The 16,058-nt window shown below is 63.0% G+C and carries 16 protein-coding genes and 1 tRNA gene; 7 read left to right on the top strand and 10 right to left on the bottom strand.

The window, feature by feature from the left end:
- Window positions 1–9: 9 nt before the first annotated feature.
- From LXM55_RS25785 to LXM55_RS25805, 5 genes are all read right to left on the bottom strand, one after another.
- A complete protein-coding gene (locus tag LXM55_RS25785) occupies window positions 10–1,032 on the bottom strand; it encodes an ABC transporter permease (protein ID WP_233322976.1) in 1,023 nt (340 codons plus the stop codon).
- A complete protein-coding gene (locus LXM55_RS25790) occupies window positions 1,032–2,096 on the bottom strand; it encodes a microcin C ABC transporter permease YejB (protein ID WP_233322977.1) in 1,065 nt (354 codons plus the stop codon). Before LXM55_RS25790 ends, LXM55_RS25785 begins: the two co-directional genes overlap by 1 nt.
- On the bottom strand, window positions 2,096–3,958 hold the full coding sequence (locus tag LXM55_RS25795) for an extracellular solute-binding protein (RefSeq protein ID WP_233322978.1): 1,863 nt from the start codon (window positions 3,956–3,958) through the stop codon (window positions 2,096–2,098). Before LXM55_RS25795 ends, LXM55_RS25790 begins: the two co-directional genes overlap by 1 nt.
- A 131-nt stretch (window positions 3,959–4,089) precedes the next feature.
- Window positions 4,090–4,371 (bottom strand): peptidylprolyl isomerase, encoded by a 282-nt coding sequence (locus tag LXM55_RS25800; protein WP_007924449.1) that lies wholly within the window; start codon window positions 4,369–4,371, stop codon window positions 4,090–4,092.
- A gap of 127 nt (window positions 4,372–4,498) precedes the next feature.
- Window positions 4,499–5,590, bottom strand: coding sequence for a 3-deoxy-7-phosphoheptulonate synthase (locus tag LXM55_RS25805; protein ID WP_233322979.1), 1,092 nt, complete (start codon window positions 5,588–5,590; stop codon window positions 4,499–4,501).
- A 638-nt stretch (window positions 5,591–6,228) separates the two neighbouring features.
- Here LXM55_RS25805 and LXM55_RS25810 point away from each other — a divergent pair.
- Together LXM55_RS25810 and LXM55_RS25815 are read left to right on the top strand one after the other, a co-directional pair.
- The gene (locus LXM55_RS25810) at window positions 6,229–6,984 is read left to right on the top strand and encodes a carbon-nitrogen hydrolase family protein (protein ID WP_233322980.1); all 756 of its coding nucleotides are present in this window, start codon (window positions 6,229–6,231) and stop codon (window positions 6,982–6,984) included.
- Window positions 6,984–7,445, top strand: coding sequence for a GNAT family N-acetyltransferase (locus tag LXM55_RS25815; RefSeq protein WP_233322981.1), 462 nt, complete (start codon window positions 6,984–6,986; stop codon window positions 7,443–7,445). Before LXM55_RS25810 ends, LXM55_RS25815 begins: the two co-directional genes overlap by 1 nt.
- A gap of 24 nt (window positions 7,446–7,469) precedes the next feature.
- On the opposite strand, the gene LXM55_RS25820 is transcribed toward LXM55_RS25815, so the two are convergent.
- A complete protein-coding gene (locus LXM55_RS25820; RefSeq protein ID WP_233322982.1) occupies window positions 7,470–7,697 on the bottom strand; it encodes a DNA-binding protein in 228 nt (75 codons plus the stop codon).
- An 82-nt stretch (window positions 7,698–7,779) separates the two neighbouring features.
- On the opposite strand from LXM55_RS25820, the gene LXM55_RS25825 reads away from it, so the two are divergent.
- From LXM55_RS25825 to LXM55_RS25845, 5 genes are all read left to right on the top strand, one after another.
- A complete protein-coding gene (locus tag LXM55_RS25825) occupies window positions 7,780–8,142 on the top strand; it encodes a helix-turn-helix domain-containing protein (RefSeq protein ID WP_233323008.1) in 363 nt (120 codons plus the stop codon).
- Window positions 8,143–8,288: 146 nt separating this feature from the next.
- On the top strand, window positions 8,289–8,930 hold the full coding sequence (gene gacA, locus LXM55_RS25830; protein WP_011061841.1) for a response regulator transcription factor GacA: 642 nt from the start codon (window positions 8,289–8,291) through the stop codon (window positions 8,928–8,930).
- 1 nt (window position 8,931) lies between these two features.
- Window positions 8,932–10,755 (top strand): excinuclease ABC subunit UvrC, encoded by a 1,824-nt coding sequence (gene uvrC, locus LXM55_RS25835; RefSeq protein WP_233323009.1) that lies wholly within the window; start codon window positions 8,932–8,934, stop codon window positions 10,753–10,755.
- Between the two features lie 32 nt (window positions 10,756–10,787).
- Window positions 10,788–11,348, top strand: coding sequence for a CDP-diacylglycerol--glycerol-3-phosphate 3-phosphatidyltransferase (pgsA, locus tag LXM55_RS25840; RefSeq protein ID WP_011061839.1), 561 nt, complete (start codon window positions 10,788–10,790; stop codon window positions 11,346–11,348).
- 65 nt (window positions 11,349–11,413) lie between these two features.
- A tRNA-Gly gene (locus tag LXM55_RS25845) sits at window positions 11,414–11,489 on the top strand.
- 325 nt (window positions 11,490–11,814) lie between these two features.
- On the opposite strand, the gene LXM55_RS25850 is transcribed toward LXM55_RS25845, so the two are convergent.
- The 4 genes from LXM55_RS25850 to LXM55_RS25865 form a co-directional block, all read right to left on the bottom strand.
- Window positions 11,815–12,291 (bottom strand): MarR family winged helix-turn-helix transcriptional regulator, encoded by a 477-nt coding sequence (locus LXM55_RS25850; protein ID WP_233322983.1) that lies wholly within the window; start codon window positions 12,289–12,291, stop codon window positions 11,815–11,817.
- 136 nt (window positions 12,292–12,427) lie between these two features.
- Window positions 12,428–13,219 carry an ABC transporter ATP-binding protein gene (locus LXM55_RS25855; RefSeq protein WP_233323010.1) on the bottom strand — a complete coding sequence of 264 codons (792 nt, stop codon included), beginning with the start codon at window positions 13,217–13,219 and terminating at the stop codon, window positions 12,428–12,430.
- Window positions 13,219–15,015 (bottom strand): branched-chain amino acid ABC transporter ATP-binding protein/permease, encoded by a 1,797-nt coding sequence (locus tag LXM55_RS25860; protein WP_233322984.1) that lies wholly within the window; start codon window positions 15,013–15,015, stop codon window positions 13,219–13,221. The genes LXM55_RS25855 and LXM55_RS25860 overlap by 1 nt, the downstream gene beginning before the upstream one ends.
- The gene (locus LXM55_RS25865) at window positions 15,012–16,049 is read right to left on the bottom strand and encodes a branched-chain amino acid ABC transporter permease (RefSeq protein ID WP_233322985.1); all 1,038 of its coding nucleotides are present in this window, start codon (window positions 16,047–16,049) and stop codon (window positions 15,012–15,014) included. The genes LXM55_RS25860 and LXM55_RS25865 overlap by 4 nt, the downstream gene beginning before the upstream one ends.
- Window positions 16,050–16,058 lie beyond the last annotated feature (9 nt).

Below are 16,058 nucleotides of genomic sequence, written 5' to 3' on the forward strand. Positions count from 1 at the left end.
GCGTCCGCGTCATGAGCGTGGGTCAAAGGCATCGCGCAGCGCCTCGCCGATAAACACCAGCAGCGAGAGGATCAGCGCCAGGGTGAAAAACGCCGTCAGCCCCAGCCACGGCGCTTGCAGGTTCTGCTTGCCCTGGCCGATCAACTCGCCCAGGGAGGCGCTGCCGGCGGGCATGCCGAAGCCGAGGAAGTCCAGGGCGGTGAGGGTCGAGATGGCGCCGGTGAGGATGAACGGCAGGTAGCTCAGGGTGGCGTTCATCGCGTTGGGCAGGATGTGCCGCAGGATCACCTTGCGGTCGCTCAGGCCCAGGGCCCGGGCGGCCTTGACGTACTCCAGGTTGCGCCCGCGCAGGAACTCGGCGCGCACCACGTCCACCAGGGCCAGCCAGGAGAACAGCGCCATGATTCCCAGCAGCCACCAGAAGTTCGGCTCGACGAACCCCGAGAGGATGATCAGCAGGTAGAGCACCGGCAACCCGGACCAGACTTCCAGCAGGCGCTGGCCCAAGAGGTCGACCCAGCCGCCGTAATAGCCCTGCAGGGCGCCGGCGGCGATGCCGATCAGGGCGCTGATGGCGGTCAGGGCCAGGGCGAACAGGATCGACACCCGGGCGCCGTAGATCACCCGCGCCAGCACGTCCCGGGCCTGGTCGTCGGTGCCCAGCCAGTTGACCTGGCTCGGCGGACTGGGGGCCGGCTGGGTCAGGTCGTAGTTGGGCGTGTCTTCGCTGAAGGGGATCGGCGGGAACAGCAGCCAGCCACCGTCCTTGCGGATCAGTTGCTGCACGTAGTCGCTGCGGTAGTCGGCCTGGAACGGCAGTTGGCCGCCGAACTCCTGCTCGGTGTAGCGCTTGAATGCCGGGAAGTACAGCGAGCCCTGGTAGCTGACCACCAGTGGCTTGTCGTTGGCGATCAACTCGCCGCCCAGGGTCAGGATGAACAGGCCGATGAACAGCCACAACGACCACCAGCCACGGCGGTTTTGCTTGAACCGGTCCAGGCGCCGGCGGGCCACGGGAGAAAGCTTGAGCATCAGGCGTTCCTCGCGGCGAAGTCGATGCGCGGGTCGACCAGGGTGTAGCACAGGTCGCCGATGAGTTTTATCAAGAGGCCGAACAGGGTGAAGATGAACAGCGAGCCGAACACCACCGGGTAGTCGCGGGAGACCGCGGCTTCGTAGCTCATGCGCCCCAGGCCGTCGAGGGAGAAGATCACCTCGATCAGCAAGGAGCCGGCGAAGAATACGCTGATGAAGGCCTGGGGAATCCCCGAGACCACCAGCAGCATGGCGTTACGGAACACATGCCCATACAGCACCCGGCGCTCGCTCAGGCCCTTGGCCCGGGCGGTGACCACATATTGGCGGGTGATTTCGTTGAGGAAGGAGTTCTTGGTGAGGATGGTCAGGGTGGCGAAGCCGCCGATCACCAGCGAGGTCACCGGCAGCACCAGGTGCCAGAAGTAGTCGGCGACCTTGCCCAGGGTGCTCAGCTGTTCGAAGTTGTCCGAGACCAGGCCGCGCACCGGGAACCAGTTCAGCGAGGTGCCGCCGGCGAACAGCACGATCAGGAACATGGCGAACAGGAAGGCCGGCATGGCGTAGCCGATGATGATCGCGGTGCTGCTCCAGATGTCGAAGTGGCTGCCGTGGTGCACCGCCTTGCGAATCCCCAGGGGGATCGACACCAGGTAGGTGATCAGCGTTGCCCAGAGGCCCAGGGAGATGGTCACCGGCATTTTTTCCAGGATCAGGTCGGTGACCGTGGCGCCGCGGAAGAAGCTCTTGCCGAAGTCCAGCTGGGCGTAGTTTTTCAGCATCAGCCACAGGCGTTCATGGGCCGGCTTGTCGAAGCCGTACTGTTTCTCGATGTCCTGGATCAGCTTGGGGTCCAGGCCGCGGCTGGCCCGGGAGCCGCTGCTGCTCATGGCATCGGCGGAACCGCCGACCGCAGCGCCGCCGCCAATGCCTTGCAGGCGGGCGATGGCTTGCTCCACCGGGCCGCCGGGGGCCGCCTGGACGATGACGAAGTTCACCAAAAGAATGATCAGCAGGGTCGGGATGATCAGCAGCAGGCGCCGCAGAATGTAGGCCAGCATCAGTGGCGTCCTCCGGGTTTGCCACGGCGGATCAGCTCGGCGGCCATCTGTTCATGGGTCAGCGCGGTGCTGCTGACTTCCCACCAGCTTTCGATGGCTTCGTCGTTGCTCGCCGGCACCTTGGGGATGCCGAAGCGGTTCCACCACACCGTGGAGGTGCCGGGCGGGTAGTAGTTGGCGATCCAGTAGTAGTTCCATTGCAGCACCCGGTCCAGGGCGTGGGCGTAGCGCAGCATCTCCGGCTGGCTGGTGGCTTTCACCAGGCCGTTGACCAGGCTGTCCACCGCCGGGTTCTTCAGCACCATGTAGTTGTTGGAGCCGGGGTCGTTGGCCGCCGCCGAGCCGAAGTAGTTATACAGCTCCATGCCCGGCGAGGTGGTCACCGGGTAGCCGGTGACGATCATGTCGTAGTCCCGGGCCATCAGGCGGTTGACGTATTGCGAGGAGTCGATGCGGCGGATGTTCAGGCTGATGCCGATCTGCGCCAGGTTGCGCTTGTAGGGCAGCAGCAGGCGCTCGATGGAACCCTGGGTGATGAGGAAGGTGAAGCTCAGGGGCTCGCCTTCGGCATTCACCAGCTTGTCGCCTTCGGCTTTCCAGCCGGCCTGTTCCAGCAGGGCCAGGGCTTGCAGCTGCTTGTCGCGGATGACCCCGCTGCCGTCGGTTTTCGGTGCTTCGAAGACCTGGGTGAAGACTTCGTCGGGGATCTGCCCGCGCAGCGGTTCGAGGATTTTCAGCTCCTCGGCATCCGGCAGGCTGCGGGCTGCCAGCGCGGTGTTGGAGAAGAAGCTCTGCTGGCGGATATACAGGTTGCGCATCATCTGCCGGTTGCTCCATTCGAAATCCCAGAGCATGGCCAGGGCCTGGCGTACCCGGCGGTCCTGGAACACCGGCCGGTCGAGGTTGAACACGTAGCCCTGGGCCGGTTGCGGCGCCGACTGGGCCAGGTGGGCCTTTTGCAGGCGCCCGTCGCTCAGGGCCGGGCTGTCGTAGCCGATGGAATAGCCGGTGGCGGAGAATTCGCGGTTGTAGTCGTAGGCGCCGCCACGCAGCACTTGGCGGGCGACGTCGATATCGCCGAAGTACTCGACGCTGAAATGATCGAAGTTGTACAGGCCGCGGCTCACCGGCAGGTCCTTGCCCCACCAGTCGGGGTTGCGGGCGAAGGTGATGCTGTTGCCTGAATCCACCTTGGCCACCCGATAGGGGCCGCTGCCCAGGGGCGCTTCGTAGCCGCCGCCATTGGCGAAGTCGCGACTCTTCCACCAGTGCTCGGGGAACACCGGCAGGGTCGCGATATCCAGGGGCAGGGTGCGGTTTTCGTTGTTCTTGAAGTCGAAACGCACCACCCGCGGCGATTCCACGGTGACGCCTTTGACGTCCTCGAACTGGGTGCGGTAGCGCATGCTGCCCTGGGTCATCAGCAGGTCGTAGCTGTAGCGCACGTCTTCGGCGGTGATCGGCGTGTCATCGGCGAAGCGGGCCTTGGGGTTGAGGTAGAAGCGCAGCCATAGGCCGTCTTCGGCGCGCTCCATCTTCTCTGCAACCAGGCCGTAGACGGTGTAGGGCTCATCCAGGGAGCGCAGGGCCAGGGGCGAATAGACCAGGCTGTCGAGCTGGGACACGCCGATGCCCTTGTCGATGTAGGGCAGCACGTGGTCGAAACGGCCGATCTCGATGGCCGAGCGGCGCAGGGTTCCGCCCTTGGGAGCCTGGGGGTTGACGTAGTCGAAGTGGCTGAAGCCCTGGGGGTACTTGGCCGGTTCGCCGTAGACGGTCAGGGCGTGTTGCGGTGCTGCCTGGGCGCCCGCGGCGCCCAGCAACAGCGCGGTAAACAGTACGGTGGGGAAAAGCAGTCGCATTGTCAGCCTTACGAGCCGGGTGATCGATGACCACGATTTGTACGCTAGCGGCGCGTGACTGGCCAGCCGCTTTCACAAGCACAACGGCCCACCAGGAGGCGGGCCGTTGAGCGGACGCAAACGCGAGGGGATCAGTCCTGGCGGCTGGTGACTTCCAGCAGGTGGTAGCCGAACTGGGTCTTCACCGGGCCTTGTACGACGTTGACCGGGGCGCTGAACACCACGGTGTCGAATTCCTTGACCATCTGGCCCGGGCCGAAGGAGCCCAGGTTGCCGCCGTCACGGCTTGACGGGCAGGTGGAGTTCTTTTTCGCGACTTCGGCGAAGTCGGCGCCGGCTTCGATTTCGGCTTTGAGTTCGTTGCACTTGGCTTCGCTGGCAACCAGGATGTGACGGGCAGTGGCTTTGGCCATGGGTGTTGCTCCTTTCAAGAAAGTTGAGAGCCTACCGGATTCAGGAGGCTATTTCTTCTCAAAGTTCCTGCAAAGCGTTGCCGCCCGGCGCTTGCGCGGGCGGCGGGTGTGGTTGGGACGGTGCTGGTCAGGCGGGGACGGCAGCGACCTTGGCTGCGTGTTGCAGTTGTTCTGCGCCGCAGCGCAGCAATTGCTCGGTGGCGTTCCAGCCCAGGCAGCCGTCGGTCACCGAGACACCGTAGCGCAGCTGGCCGCTCAGGGGCTGGCAGCCTTCGAACAGATGGCTTTCCAGCATCACCCCCATCAGCGAGCGATCGCCCTGCAGGCGTTGCTCCAGGACCTCATTGAACACCGCTGGTTGGCGCAACGGGTCCTTGCCGCTGTTGGCGTGGCTGCAGTCGACCATGATTCGCGCCGGGATCTTCAGCTTGTGCAGGTCGCGCTGGACCTGGGCCACGCTCTGGCGGTCGTAGTTCGGCCCGCGGTGGCCGCCACGCAGCACCAGGTGGGTGTCGGGGTTGCCCGGGGTCTGGATGACTGCCGGGTGGCCCTGGCTGTCGACGCCGAAGTGGCGGTGCGGGTGAGCGGCCGAACGCATGGCGTCACAGGCGATAGCGACGCCGCCGTCGGTGCCGTTCTTGAAGCCCACGGGCATCTCCAGGCCGCTGGCCATTTCGCGGTGGATCTGTGATTCGGTGGTGCGGGCGCCAATGGCCACCCAGCTCAGCAGGTCGTCGAAGTAGCCGGCGGCCATCGGTTGCAGCAGTTCGGTGGCGATCGGCAGGCCCAGGCGCAGCATTTCGCGCATCAGTTCCCGGGACAGGCTCAGGCCGCCGGCCATGTCGTCGCTGCCATCCAGGCGCGGGTCGTACGCCAGGCCTTTCCAGCCGACGGTGGTGCGGGGCTTTTCCACGTAGGCGCGCATGACCAGCAGCATTTGGTCGCTGACCTCTTCGGCCAAGCGGGCCAGGTTGGCGGCGTATTCCAGGGCCGATTGCGGATCGTGGATGGAGCAGGGGCCGACGACGACCAGCAGGCGTGGGTCGCGACCTTCGAGAATGGCGCGCACCGCCAGGCGGTGGTTGGCAACTTGCTGGCTCAGGGCCAGGGACAGCGGCAGTTGCTGCTTGAGCTCCAGGGAGCTGGGCAGGCGCCGGGTCAGGGGTTCATTGGCGCTGACGTGGGCGGACAGGGGCAGAGCGGATACGGACGAATTCATGTGCGGTCTTCCTGGGCGGGCGGCGGGATATGCCCCGCGCGCGGCCCTACTGGGGTGTTCGACAATTGGCCGTACTGGCCATCAATGTGCAATTGCCACCGGTAGGTGACCGATCGGAGGCGGCAGGCTGTCCCGAGCGGAGGCTGCTAAATCGCCAGGCGGAAAACATGTCGTAGCGGTAATAGGTGGCGTAGTTCATGGGGCAATCCTCAGTAAGTTCGGTGTGTTGCTGAAAGTCGTGGTTGAAAACGTGGTGCCAGAAAAAACAAAACCCCCGGTCGGGAGGCCGACCGGGGGTTTAGATTTCTCTGGTAGGCGACCCGTCAAAATGGGCGCCGGTTGGGTATCAGGCGCGCCAGTGGCTAAACCAATACCCAAAATAAAAGTTGACCGGAGCCACGCTGCCGTTGACCCAGGCAGCCGCAACCGAACGCAGTGCGCTGGCGGTGTGGCGGTGCAGGGAAGGGGTCTGGGACAACATGGGTTTCTCCGTAAAGTGGGCCGAGCTTACTAGAGGCCGGGGCCGGGATTCAATCAGTAATTTCTATCGCGGTGGCCGGCACTGGCCATGGATTAAGCCTAGGGGGGATTTATGCCACACTCGCCGCTCCCGTCTGTTTGCCTTCCAAGGAATGTCCATGTCCGTTTTGAGCCTTGCTGTCGCCCAATCGGTGTCCGTTGCTGGCGATCTACCGGCCAACCTGGCCCGGCATCAACATCTGATGCGGCTGGCGGCTGAGCGGGGCGTGCAATTGCTGGTGTTTCCCGAACTGTCGCTGACGGGGTATGAGCCGCAGTTGGCCGCCGCCCTGGCGTTGGTGCCGGATTCGCCTGAGCTGCAGGTGCTGCGGGATCTGGCCCGGGAGTTGGAGTTGACGGCGGTAGTGGGGATGCCGATCCGCCTGGCTGTCGACGGGCCGGTCTTGATTGGCGCGCTGGTGCTGGGGGCCGACGGTTCGCTGGCGATCTACAGCAAGCAGCATTTGCATGCGGGAGAGGAGCGCGCTTTTGTCGCAGGCAGCGGCGGCGCGCCCTTGAGCTTCGACGGCGAACGCGTGGCGTTGGCGATTTGTGCGGATTTCTGCCACGCCAGCCACGTGCAGGCGGCGGTGGATGCCGGAGCCGGGGTATACGCCGCCGGGGTGTTGATCAGTGAAGGCGGCTACGCTGCCGATAGCGCACGGCTCCAAGGGTATGCCCGAGAGCACGGGATCTTGGTGCTGATGGCCAATCATGGCGGCCCCAGCGGCGGTTGGGCCTGTGCTGGGCGCAGTGCCATCTGGGGGGCTCAGGGCCAGTTGCTGGCGGCCGTTGATGGTGTGGGCGAGGCGCTATTGATCGTTCGAGGCAGTGCCGGGCAATGGCAAGCGCAGGTGCTGGCGGTGAACACTTGATGGGCGGCTTTTCGTTGTCTCCGGCGACTGCTTCGGACCTGGCTTTCGCCCGTGACCTGACCCGCTCCACCATGCTCGGCTATTACATTCGCCATGACTTGTTGTGGCAGGACGAAGCCTTCGATGTGGCCTGGGCCGGCCGCCGGAACCTGCTGATCTGCCAGGGCGCCGGGGTGCTGGGCTTTGTCAGCCTGAGTCGGGATGCGCAAGCGCTGTACATCCGCGAACTGCATGTATTGGAAGCGTTTCGGGGGCAGGGCGCCGGGGCCTGGACGCTGCAGCAGGTGCTTGAGATGGCTCGCCAGGAGCGTCGTGGGCTGTTGCGCCTGACGGTGTTCAAGGACAACCCGGCACAGCGCCTGTATGAGCGGATGGGGTTGCAGGTGGTGGGGGAGGACGACTGCTTCTGGCGCATGCAGCGCTCGTCTGTTTCGCTCCCTGGAGATCTCGGCGACGCCTGAGCAATCCGCCGCTCGCCGGTTCTGCTACAGGTTCGGATCGATGCTGGGCGCGTCATCGAGGATGACGCCGTCCTTCATTCCCAGTAGCACCGCGACCTTGTGTGCTTCCCCGCGTTTGCCTTTCTTGCGACCCGCCAATACCTGATAAGTCGTAGCGGGATCAACCCCGTGTTCACGAGCAAATTGTTGAACCGATTTACCTTGATGTTCCAGCCAGGCCTTGGCTTGTGCGGCAGTGCGGATACCGGGCATAGTTCAAAACCGTTCAAATTTGTTCAATGCTTGAAGAGTATGACACCCCCTTGGGGTGTAACTGATGGGATCATACATCCAAATGAGTGGAATCGGTTCGCGGTTGAGGCAGGAGCGAGAACGCCTGGGACTGTCGCAAAAAGTTTTTGGTGAAATCGGTGGGGTCGAGGCCAACGCCCAAGGTCGATATGAAAGTGGTGACCGCGCGCCCAAGGCAGATTATCTGTCCCGGGTGGCGGCTAAAGGCGTGGATGTACTGTATGTGCTGACCGGCAGCCGGATCCCGATCCACAGCAGCAGGTTGAGTCAGGCAGAGGAAAAGGTCCTGGATTGCTACCGGGCGTTGTTCAAGGAAGACCAGGAGGCAATTTGCCGCCTGACCAGCACCCTGGCCGAGCTTTCGGGAAGCCGGGGCGAGAGGATAAAGGCCCGGCCGGGAGAGTGATCGGCAAGGGTTGCGTTAATGCTGGCGGCGCTTAGACCGCTTTTGTGCTCGGATGTTTTTTATATAGCGCTTGTGATTAGGTTTGTGCGGCGCTTTTTTGCTAAGGTGTCGGGCAACCTGTAAAGACCATATCGCGAGGTGTCTGCTTGATAAGGGTGCTAGTAGTCGATGACCATGATCTCGTTCGTACGGGCATTACACGAATGTTGGCTGACATCGATGGCCTGCAAGTAGTCGGGCAGGCAGAGTCAGGGGAGGAGTCCCTGCTCAAGGCGCGGGAGTTGAAGCCCGATGTGGTCCTGATGGACGTCAAGATGCCGGGCATCGGCGGCCTCGAAGCCACGCGCAAACTGCTGCGCAGTCATCCGGACATCAAGGTCGTGGCGGTCACCGTCTGCGAGGAAGATCCGTTTCCTACTCGCTTGTTGCAAGCAGGAGCGGCGGGCTACCTGACCAAAGGCGCCGGCCTGAACGAAATGGTCCAGGCCATTCGCCTGGTATTTGCCGGCCAGCGCTACATCAGCCCGCAGATCGCTCAGCAATTGGTGTTCAAGTCATTCCAGCCTTCCAGTGATTCACCGTTCGATGCCTTGTCGGAGCGGGAAATCCAGATTGCGCTGATGATTGTCGGTTGCCAGAAAGTGCAGATCATCTCCGACAAACTGTGCCTGTCGCCGAAAACCGTGAATACCTACCGTTATCGCATTTTCGAGAAGCTCTCGATCAGCAGTGACGTCGAATTGACGCTATTGGCGGTTCGTCACGGCATGGTTGATGCCAGCCTCTGAAATGACCGACCTGTTTGATCCCAGTGCTTTTCTATCTACCTGCAGTGGCCGCCCCGGTGTGTATCGCATGTTCGACAGCGATGCACGCCTGCTCTACGTCGGTAAAGCCAAGAACCTGAAGAACCGCCTGTCCAGCTACTTCCGCAAGACTGGCCAGGCGCCGAAGACCGCAGCCCTGGTGGCGCGCATTGCGCAGATCGAAACCACCATCACCGCCAATGAAACCGAAGCGCTGTTGCTGGAACAGACGCTGATCAAGGAATGGCGGCCGCCGTACAACATCCTGCTGCGCGACGATAAGTCCTACCCCTACGTATTCCTTTCCGACGGCGCCTTTCCGCGTTTCAGCATTCATCGCGGGGCGAAGAAGCAGAAGGGCAAGTACTTCGGGCCTTACCCCAGTGCCGGCGCCATCCGCGAAAGCCTCAGCCTGTTGCAGAAGACTTTCATGGTCCGCCAGTGCGAGGACAGCTACTACAAGAACCGCACGCGGCCCTGCCTGCAGTACCAGATCAAGCGCTGCAAGGCGCCCTGTGTCGGCTTGGTGGAGCCTGAAATCTATGCGGAAGATGTGCGCCATTCGGTGATGTTCCTGGAAGGGCGCAGCAATGCCCTGACCGACGAGCTCTCCACGGCCATGGAAGCCGCCGCCAGCACCCTGGATTTCGAAAAGGCTGCCGAGTTGCGAGACCAGATTTCCCTGCTGCGCCGGGTCCAGGACCAGCAGAGCATGGAAGGCGGCACCGGCGATGTGGATGTGGTGGCGGCCTTCGTCAACCCGGGCGGCGCCTGTGTGCACCTGATCAGCGTGCGCGGCGGCCGGGTATTGGGCAGCAAGAACTTCTTCCCCCAGGTGGGGATCGAGGAAGACGTGGCGCAAGTCATGTCGGCGTTCCTCGGCCAGTATTTTGTCAGCAGCCCGGAGCGCGACCTGCCCTCCGAGCTGATCGTCAACGTGGTGCATGAAGACTTCCCAGCCCTGATCGCCGCCATCGATGAGCTGCGCGGGCGCGAGCTGACCATCAGCCACCGGGTGCGCGGTACCCGGGCTCGCTGGCAGCAGTTGGCGGTGACCAACGCCGAACAGGCCCTGAGCGCGCGCCTGGCCAACCGTCAGCATGTGGCCGCCCGCTTCGAAGCCTTGGCTGAAGTGCTGAACCTGGACGAGCCACCACAGCGCCTGGAGTGCTACGACATCAGCCATTCCAGCGGCGAAGCCACCGTGGCCTCCTGCGTGGTGTTCGGCCCGGAAGGGCCGCTGAAGTCCGACTACCGGCGCTACAACATCGAAGGCGTGACCGCCGGCGACGACTACGCGGCCATGCACCAAGCCCTGACCCGGCGCTTCAGCAAGCTCAAGGACGGCGAAGGCAAGCTGCCGGATATCCTCCTGGTGGACGGTGGCAAGGGCCAGCTGTCCATGGCGCGCGATGTGCTCAATGAACTGGCGGTGCCGGACCTGATCCTGCTCGGCGTAGCCAAGGGCGCGACCCGCAAGGCCGGTTTCGAAACCCTGTACCTGAACGACGCGGCCCACGAATTCACCCTCAAGGGCGACTCGCCGGCGCTGCACCTGATCCAGCAAATTCGCGATGAGGCTCACCGCTTCGCGATCACCGGTCACCGCGCCCGGCGTGGCAAGACCCGGCGCACCTCGACCCTGGAAGGGGTGGCGGGCGTCGGGCCGAAGCGTCGGCGGGACCTTCTCAAACATTTTGGTGGATTGCAGGAACTGTCCCGTGCAAGCATCGACGAGATTGCCAAAGCACCGGGAATCAGTAAAAAGCTCGCAGAGTTGATTTATGCAAACCTGCACAGCGAGTAGAATGCCCAATCACCTCGTAGCCAGTTGTGCCGATGAATATCCCTAATCTGATCACCGTTCTACGCGTTCTGCTCATCCCGATCTTCATTTTGCTGTTCTATTTGCCCTATAGCTGGAGCTACATGGCAGCCAGTTCAGTATTCGCCTTTGCGGCCGCCACCGACTGGCTGGACGGGTACCTGGCGCGACGCCTGCAGCAGAGCACGCCATTTGGCGCGTTCCTCGATCCGGTGGCCGACAAGCTGATGGTGGCGGTGGCCCTGGTGCTGCTGGTGCAAGAGCATCACAACCTGTGGCTGACTTTGCCCGCCGCGGTGATCATCGGCCGTGAAATCGTCATTTCGGCGCTGCGCGAGTGGATGGCCGAGCTCGGCGCTCGCGCCCAGGTGGCGGTATCTAACATGGGCAAATGGAAAACCGCGGCGCAGATGCTGGCGCTGGTGATTCTGCTGGCCAATCCCTCGGACTTCAGCTTCTGGGTGCTGGTGGGTTACGCCTTGCTGTTGGCGGCGGCCGGCCTGACCTTGTGGTCCATGCTGCAGTACCTGCGGGCCGCCTGGCCGCACCTGAAAACTGACAACGAGAAAAAATAAGTTTTTTTGAATCAAAGGCTTGACGCGCATTCGGATTTCTATAGAATGCGCAACACCAAGACGTTGCGGGAATAGCTCAGTTGGTAGAGCACGACCTTGCCAAGGTCGGGGTCGCGAGTTCGAGTCTCGTTTCCCGCTCCAAACATAGCGCTGCAGAGTTCCACTGAATTCTGCAGCGATCGCAAAAAGGACCTTCGGGTCCTTTTTGCGTTTCTGCGGTTCCTGCTGAAATCCAGCGCCATCTAATGTGTTCAAGCCCAGAGCTCAGTCCTTTTCGAGGGCTTGGGCTGGCGAGTCGGTCTGTTGCTGGAGTGATGGGTGGGGCAAGGCGGCACTGATGTGCTGGCTCGCGGCGTGCGGGTCCGGGGCGGTCAATCAGGTATCGCTGGGCGGGTAAATAGAAGCGCATGTCTCAAAGAGAGGCGCTTTCAAAGGCCTCAGGGCTGACCCCGCCCAGTTGCCTTGCTCAGCCTTCCGGCAGGTTATTGAAGATGATCTCCAGGGTTGCGTTGAGTTTGTTGATTTGCGCTTGGGTCAGGCCCTTGAAGCTGTTGCGGAAGATGTCGCTGGTGCAACGCTGGACTTCTTCGATGGTGTCGCGTCCCTGTTGGGTCAGCGAAACTTCGGTCACTCGGCCGTCGCTGGCGCTGGTGTTGGTCTCCACCAGGCCGTCGGCTTTCATGCGGTAGACGATCTTGGTGATGGTGGACAGCTTGGCGATGGCGTGGACGGAGATCTCCGAAATGCTCGACTCGCCGTTTTCCTTGAGGATGAACAGGATTCTCCAGCGTGGGATATCCATATCGATCTTCTTCAGGACCTTTTCCATGGCCATGGAGTAACGACCGTGCAGGCGTGCCAGCCAGTAAAAGGGGAATTCTTCTTTCTTGAAGTTTTCGCTGGCCGGGTCGTAGCGGCTCATGCGTTTTTTCGGGGTGGTCATAAACAGTCGCGCAGCCATTTTTGATGAGCTGGCTTTATAGAGGGTTGCGCGCCGGCTGTCGACCTGCGGCGATAGCGCGCCTGGCCGGGAGCACGCTCTGTGCTGCCGGCCACGCACTTGACGATATTGCGCAGGCTCAGGTGGCGAGCAGTGCCTGGTGCCTGCTGGCCAGCCCCAGGTAGGTTTCGATGATGCGCGGGTCATCGGCCAGCTGGCTGGCGGGACCTTGCATGGCTATGTGTCCGGTTTCCAGGACGTAGGCATAGTCGGCAATGCGCAGGGCGGCGCGGGCATTCTGCTCCACCAGCAGGATCGACACGCCCTGTTCGCGCAGGGCGCTGATGATCCGCAAGATCTCTCGAGTGATCAGCGGCGCCAGGCCCAGGCTCGGTTCGTCGAGCATCAAGAGCTTGGGTTTGGCCATGAGTGCGCGCCCCACGGCAAGCATCTGGCGCTCGCCGCCGGACAGGGTGGCTGCTCGCTGTTCACGGCGTTCCCACAGGCGGGGGAACAGTTCATAGACTTCTTGAAGGGTCCGTGCAGAGTCGCGGTCGCCGCGACGATGGCGCTGGAAAGACCCCAGCAGCAGATTGTCGGCAACGCTCATGCTGGTAAACAGTTCGCGCTTTTCTGGCACTAGGCCCAGGCCGCGGGATACCAGCATTTCGACGTTGGGCGGGGCTTGCAGGTCGCCGTCGAAATGCACCTCTCCTCGGGAGTCTAGGACGCCCATGATGGCTGACAGCAGGGTAGTTTTCCCCGCGCCGTTGGGGCCGATCACGGTGACGATCTGCCCTTTGCCGACTCGCAGGTTGGCATTGCTCAGTGCTTCGATCTTGCCGTAGGACACGCTCAGGTTGCTGATTTCCAGGACGGCGTCACGGCGGCTGTTGTGCGGTGTCGGTAGTGCTTGTGCGGACGTGTTCATCATTCGACCCCTCCCAGGTAGGCTTCCAGTACAGCCGGATTGCTTTGCATTTCTTCGGGCAGGCCCTGGGCGATGCGCTGCCCGAACTCCATGACCACCACTCGATCCACCAGCCCCATGACGAAGTCCATGTCGTGTTCTACCAGCAGGATCGCCATGCCTTCGCTGCGCAGGCGGCTGAGGAGCAGGCCCAGGGCTTCTTTCTCTTTTAGGCGCAGCCCGGCGGCGGGTTCATCGAGCAGCAGCAGGCAGGGATCGGCGCACAGCGCCCGGGCAATTTCCAGGATACGTTGCTGGCCCAGGGCCAGGCTGCCGGCCGGTTCGTACAGGCAGTCGCCCAGGCCGACCCGCTCCAGTTGCTGTCGTGCCTCGTTGAGCAGTCGGGCTTCCTCGCGGCGCTCCAGGTGCAGGGCGGCGGCGACCATGCCGTGTCTGCCGCGTAGGTGGGCGCCGAGGGCGACGTTTTCCAGCACGCTCATCTCGGGTAGCAGCTTGACGTGCTGGAAGGTCCGGCTCAGGCCCATGCGGGCCACATGGCGCGAACTCAGGCCGTTGATCCGCTGGCCCATGAACAGCACCTCGCCGGAGGTCGGGGTGTCGACCCCGGACAGCTGGTTGAACAGGGTGCTCTTGCCGGCGCCGTTGGGGCCGATCAGGGCGAGAATTTCGCCGCTATGGACCTGCAGGCTCATGTCGTTGTTGGCCACCAAGCCGCCAAAACAGCGGGTCACCCCGCGGGCCTCAAGGATCTGCCGGCCATGTTCGGGCAGTGCGCGACGGGGCAAGGGGGTGATGTTGGTGTCGAGAGAGAGCAGTGGCCGGGCCTTGAAGCGTGCTGGTACAAAACGCAGCAGCATTGGCCAGAGGCCGCCTGGAGCGCGTTGCATCAGCAGCACGATCAACAGGCCGAAAGCGATGGTTTCGTAGTTGCCCTGGCTGCCCATGAGGCTTGGTAATCCGTCCTGCAGGGCTTGCTTGAGCAGCGTCACTATGCCGCTGCCGAGCAAGGCGCCCCAGACACTGGCCACGCCGCCGATCAGGGCCATGAACAGGTAGTCGATGCCCATGCCCAGGCCAAAGGGTGTTGGGTTGACGAAGCGTTGAGTGTGGGCGTAAAGCCAGCCGGAGACAGCTGCGAAGACTGCCGAGAGGACGAAGATCAGCATTTTCGAGCGCAGGGTATTGACCCCCATCGACTCGGCCATCACCTGGCCGCCTTTGAGGGCGCGAATGGCCCGGCCTTCACGAGAGTTCAGCAGGTTCTGGGTGATGACGATGGCCAGTAGCAGCACCGCCCAGATCAGATAGAAAATCTTTTCGCCCTTGTCCAGTAGCACGCCGAACAGCGAGATCGACGGCAGTCCGCTGACGCCGGTATGGCCACCCAGTGATTCCAGGGTGCCGAACAGGTAATACAGCGACAGGCCCCAGGCAATGGTGCCCAGGGGCAGGTAGTGTCCGGACAGCCTGAGGGTCAGGGCGCCCAGTAGTAACGCCACCGCAACGGTCAACAGGACGCCGAGCAGCAGTGCCAGCCACGGCGAGGCGCCCGCCCAGGCCAGCCAGTCTGGTAGTTCGCTGGTGGTGAGGTAGGCCGAGGTGTAGGCGCCCAGGCCGACAAAGGCCGCCTGGCCGAAACTGGTCATGCCGCCAATCCCGGTCAGTAGCACCAGGCCGAGCACCACCAGGGTGTAAAGGCCGATGTAGTTGAGCAGGGTCACGTAGTAGGGCGGCAAGAGCAGTGGCACGAGGCCGACCATCAGGGTCAGGAGGGGCAGCAGGTAGCGCGGGTTCATTCTTCTTCCTCCACGTGACGGTGGGTAAGGGAGCGCCATAGCAGGCAGGGAATGATCAAGGTGAAGACGATGATTTCCTTGTAGGTGCTGGCCCAGAACATCGAGAACGCTTCCACCAGGCCGACGCCCAGGGCGCCAATGGCGGCTAGCGGATAGCTGGCCAGCCCGCCGATGATCGCGCCGACAAACCCCTTGAGGCTGATGATGAAGCCGGAGTCGAAATACAAGGTGGTGATGGGCGCGATCAGAATGCCTGAGAGCGTGCCGATCAGCGCTGCGAGGAAGAACGTCGACTGGCCCGCCAGGGACGGGGAGATCCCCATCAGGCGCGCGCCCATGCGATTCACCGCAGTGGCGCGCAGGGCCTTGCCGTACAGGCTGCGTCCGAAGAACAGATAGAGGCCGATGATCAACCCCAGGGACACCGCCAGCACCCACAGTGTCTGGCTGTTGAAGGTTACTGGCCCCAGGTCCAGGCCCTGTTCGGAGAAGGGCCGGGTGCGCGCGCCTTCGGGGCCGAACAGCAGCAGGCCGATGCCGACCATGCTGACGTGGACGGCGATCGACACGATCAGCAGCACCAGCGAGTTGGCCGAGGCGATGCTCTGGAAAGCCAGGCGATAGATCAGGGGGCCCAGTGGCGCCACCAGGGCCAGGGTCAGCAACGCCTGCACGGCCATGGGCAACTGTGCCAGCGGCAGGGTCTTGATCAGCAGTGCCAGGAGCAAGGCGTAGCCGAGCTTGATCAGGGCGCGCAGCGGCAAGCGCCGGCGTTGGCTGCTGCCCAGGGCTGCCCGCAGGTCCAGCAGGCAGTCGATCAGGGTCAGCCCCAGCAGCAGCCAGATCAGCGCGGTGGGCTGGCCGCTCTGCACGCTGGCCATGGTCAAGGCGCCATAGGTGACAAATTCGCCCTGAGGGATCAGCAGGATTCGGGTCACGCTGAACACCAGGAGGATCGACAGAGCCAGCAGCGCATAGATCGCGCCATTGGTCATGCCGTCCTGACCCAGCAGCATGGCTATATGGAAATTCATAATGAGCGC

The sequence above is a fragment of the Pseudomonas sp. Au-Pse12 genome, from assembly GCF_021341665.1.
Lineage (GTDB): Bacteria > Pseudomonadota > Gammaproteobacteria > Pseudomonadales > Pseudomonadaceae > Aquipseudomonas.

Excerpts from the sequence above, each read along its gene's own strand:
- LXM55_RS25805 (WP_233322979.1), bottom strand. The coding sequence starts at position 5,590 with ATGAATTCGTCCGTATCCGCTCTGCCCCTGTCCGCCCACGTCAGCGCC.
- LXM55_RS25820 (WP_233322982.1), bottom strand. The coding sequence starts at position 7,697 with ATGCCCGGTATCCGCACTGCCGCACAAGCCAAGGCCTGGCTGGAACAT.
- LXM55_RS25860 (WP_233322984.1), bottom strand. The coding sequence starts at position 15,015 with ATGAACCCGCGCTACCTGCTGCCCCTCCTGACCCTGATGGTCGGCCTC.
- LXM55_RS25795 (WP_233322978.1), bottom strand. The coding sequence starts at position 3,958 with ATGCGACTGCTTTTCCCCACCGTACTGTTTACCGCGCTGTTGCTGGGC.
- LXM55_RS25800 (WP_007924449.1), bottom strand. The coding sequence starts at position 4,371 with ATGGCCAAAGCCACTGCCCGTCACATCCTGGTTGCCAGCGAAGCCAAG.
- LXM55_RS25855 (WP_233323010.1), bottom strand. The coding sequence starts at position 13,219 with ATGAACACGTCCGCACAAGCACTACCGACACCGCACAACAGCCGCCGT.
- LXM55_RS25785 (WP_233322976.1), bottom strand. The coding sequence starts at position 1,032 with ATGCTCAAGCTTTCTCCCGTGGCCCGCCGGCGCCTGGACCGGTTCAAG.
- LXM55_RS25825 (WP_233323008.1), top strand. The coding sequence starts at position 7,780 with ATGAGTGGAATCGGTTCGCGGTTGAGGCAGGAGCGAGAACGCCTGGGA.
- LXM55_RS25810 (WP_233322980.1), top strand. The coding sequence starts at position 6,229 with ATGTCCGTTTTGAGCCTTGCTGTCGCCCAATCGGTGTCCGTTGCTGGC.
- uvrC (WP_233323009.1), top strand. The coding sequence starts at position 8,932 with ATGACCGACCTGTTTGATCCCAGTGCTTTTCTATCTACCTGCAGTGGC.
- LXM55_RS25865 (WP_233322985.1), bottom strand. The coding sequence starts at position 16,049 with ATGAATTTCCATATAGCCATGCTGCTGGGTCAGGACGGCATGACCAAT.
- LXM55_RS25815 (WP_233322981.1), top strand. The coding sequence starts at position 6,984 with ATGGGCGGCTTTTCGTTGTCTCCGGCGACTGCTTCGGACCTGGCTTTC.
- LXM55_RS25790 (WP_233322977.1), bottom strand. The coding sequence starts at position 2,096 with ATGCTGGCCTACATTCTGCGGCGCCTGCTGCTGATCATCCCGACCCTG.
- LXM55_RS25850 (WP_233322983.1), bottom strand. The coding sequence starts at position 12,291 with ATGACCACCCCGAAAAAACGCATGAGCCGCTACGACCCGGCCAGCGAA.
- pgsA (WP_011061839.1), top strand. The coding sequence starts at position 10,788 with ATGAATATCCCTAATCTGATCACCGTTCTACGCGTTCTGCTCATCCCG.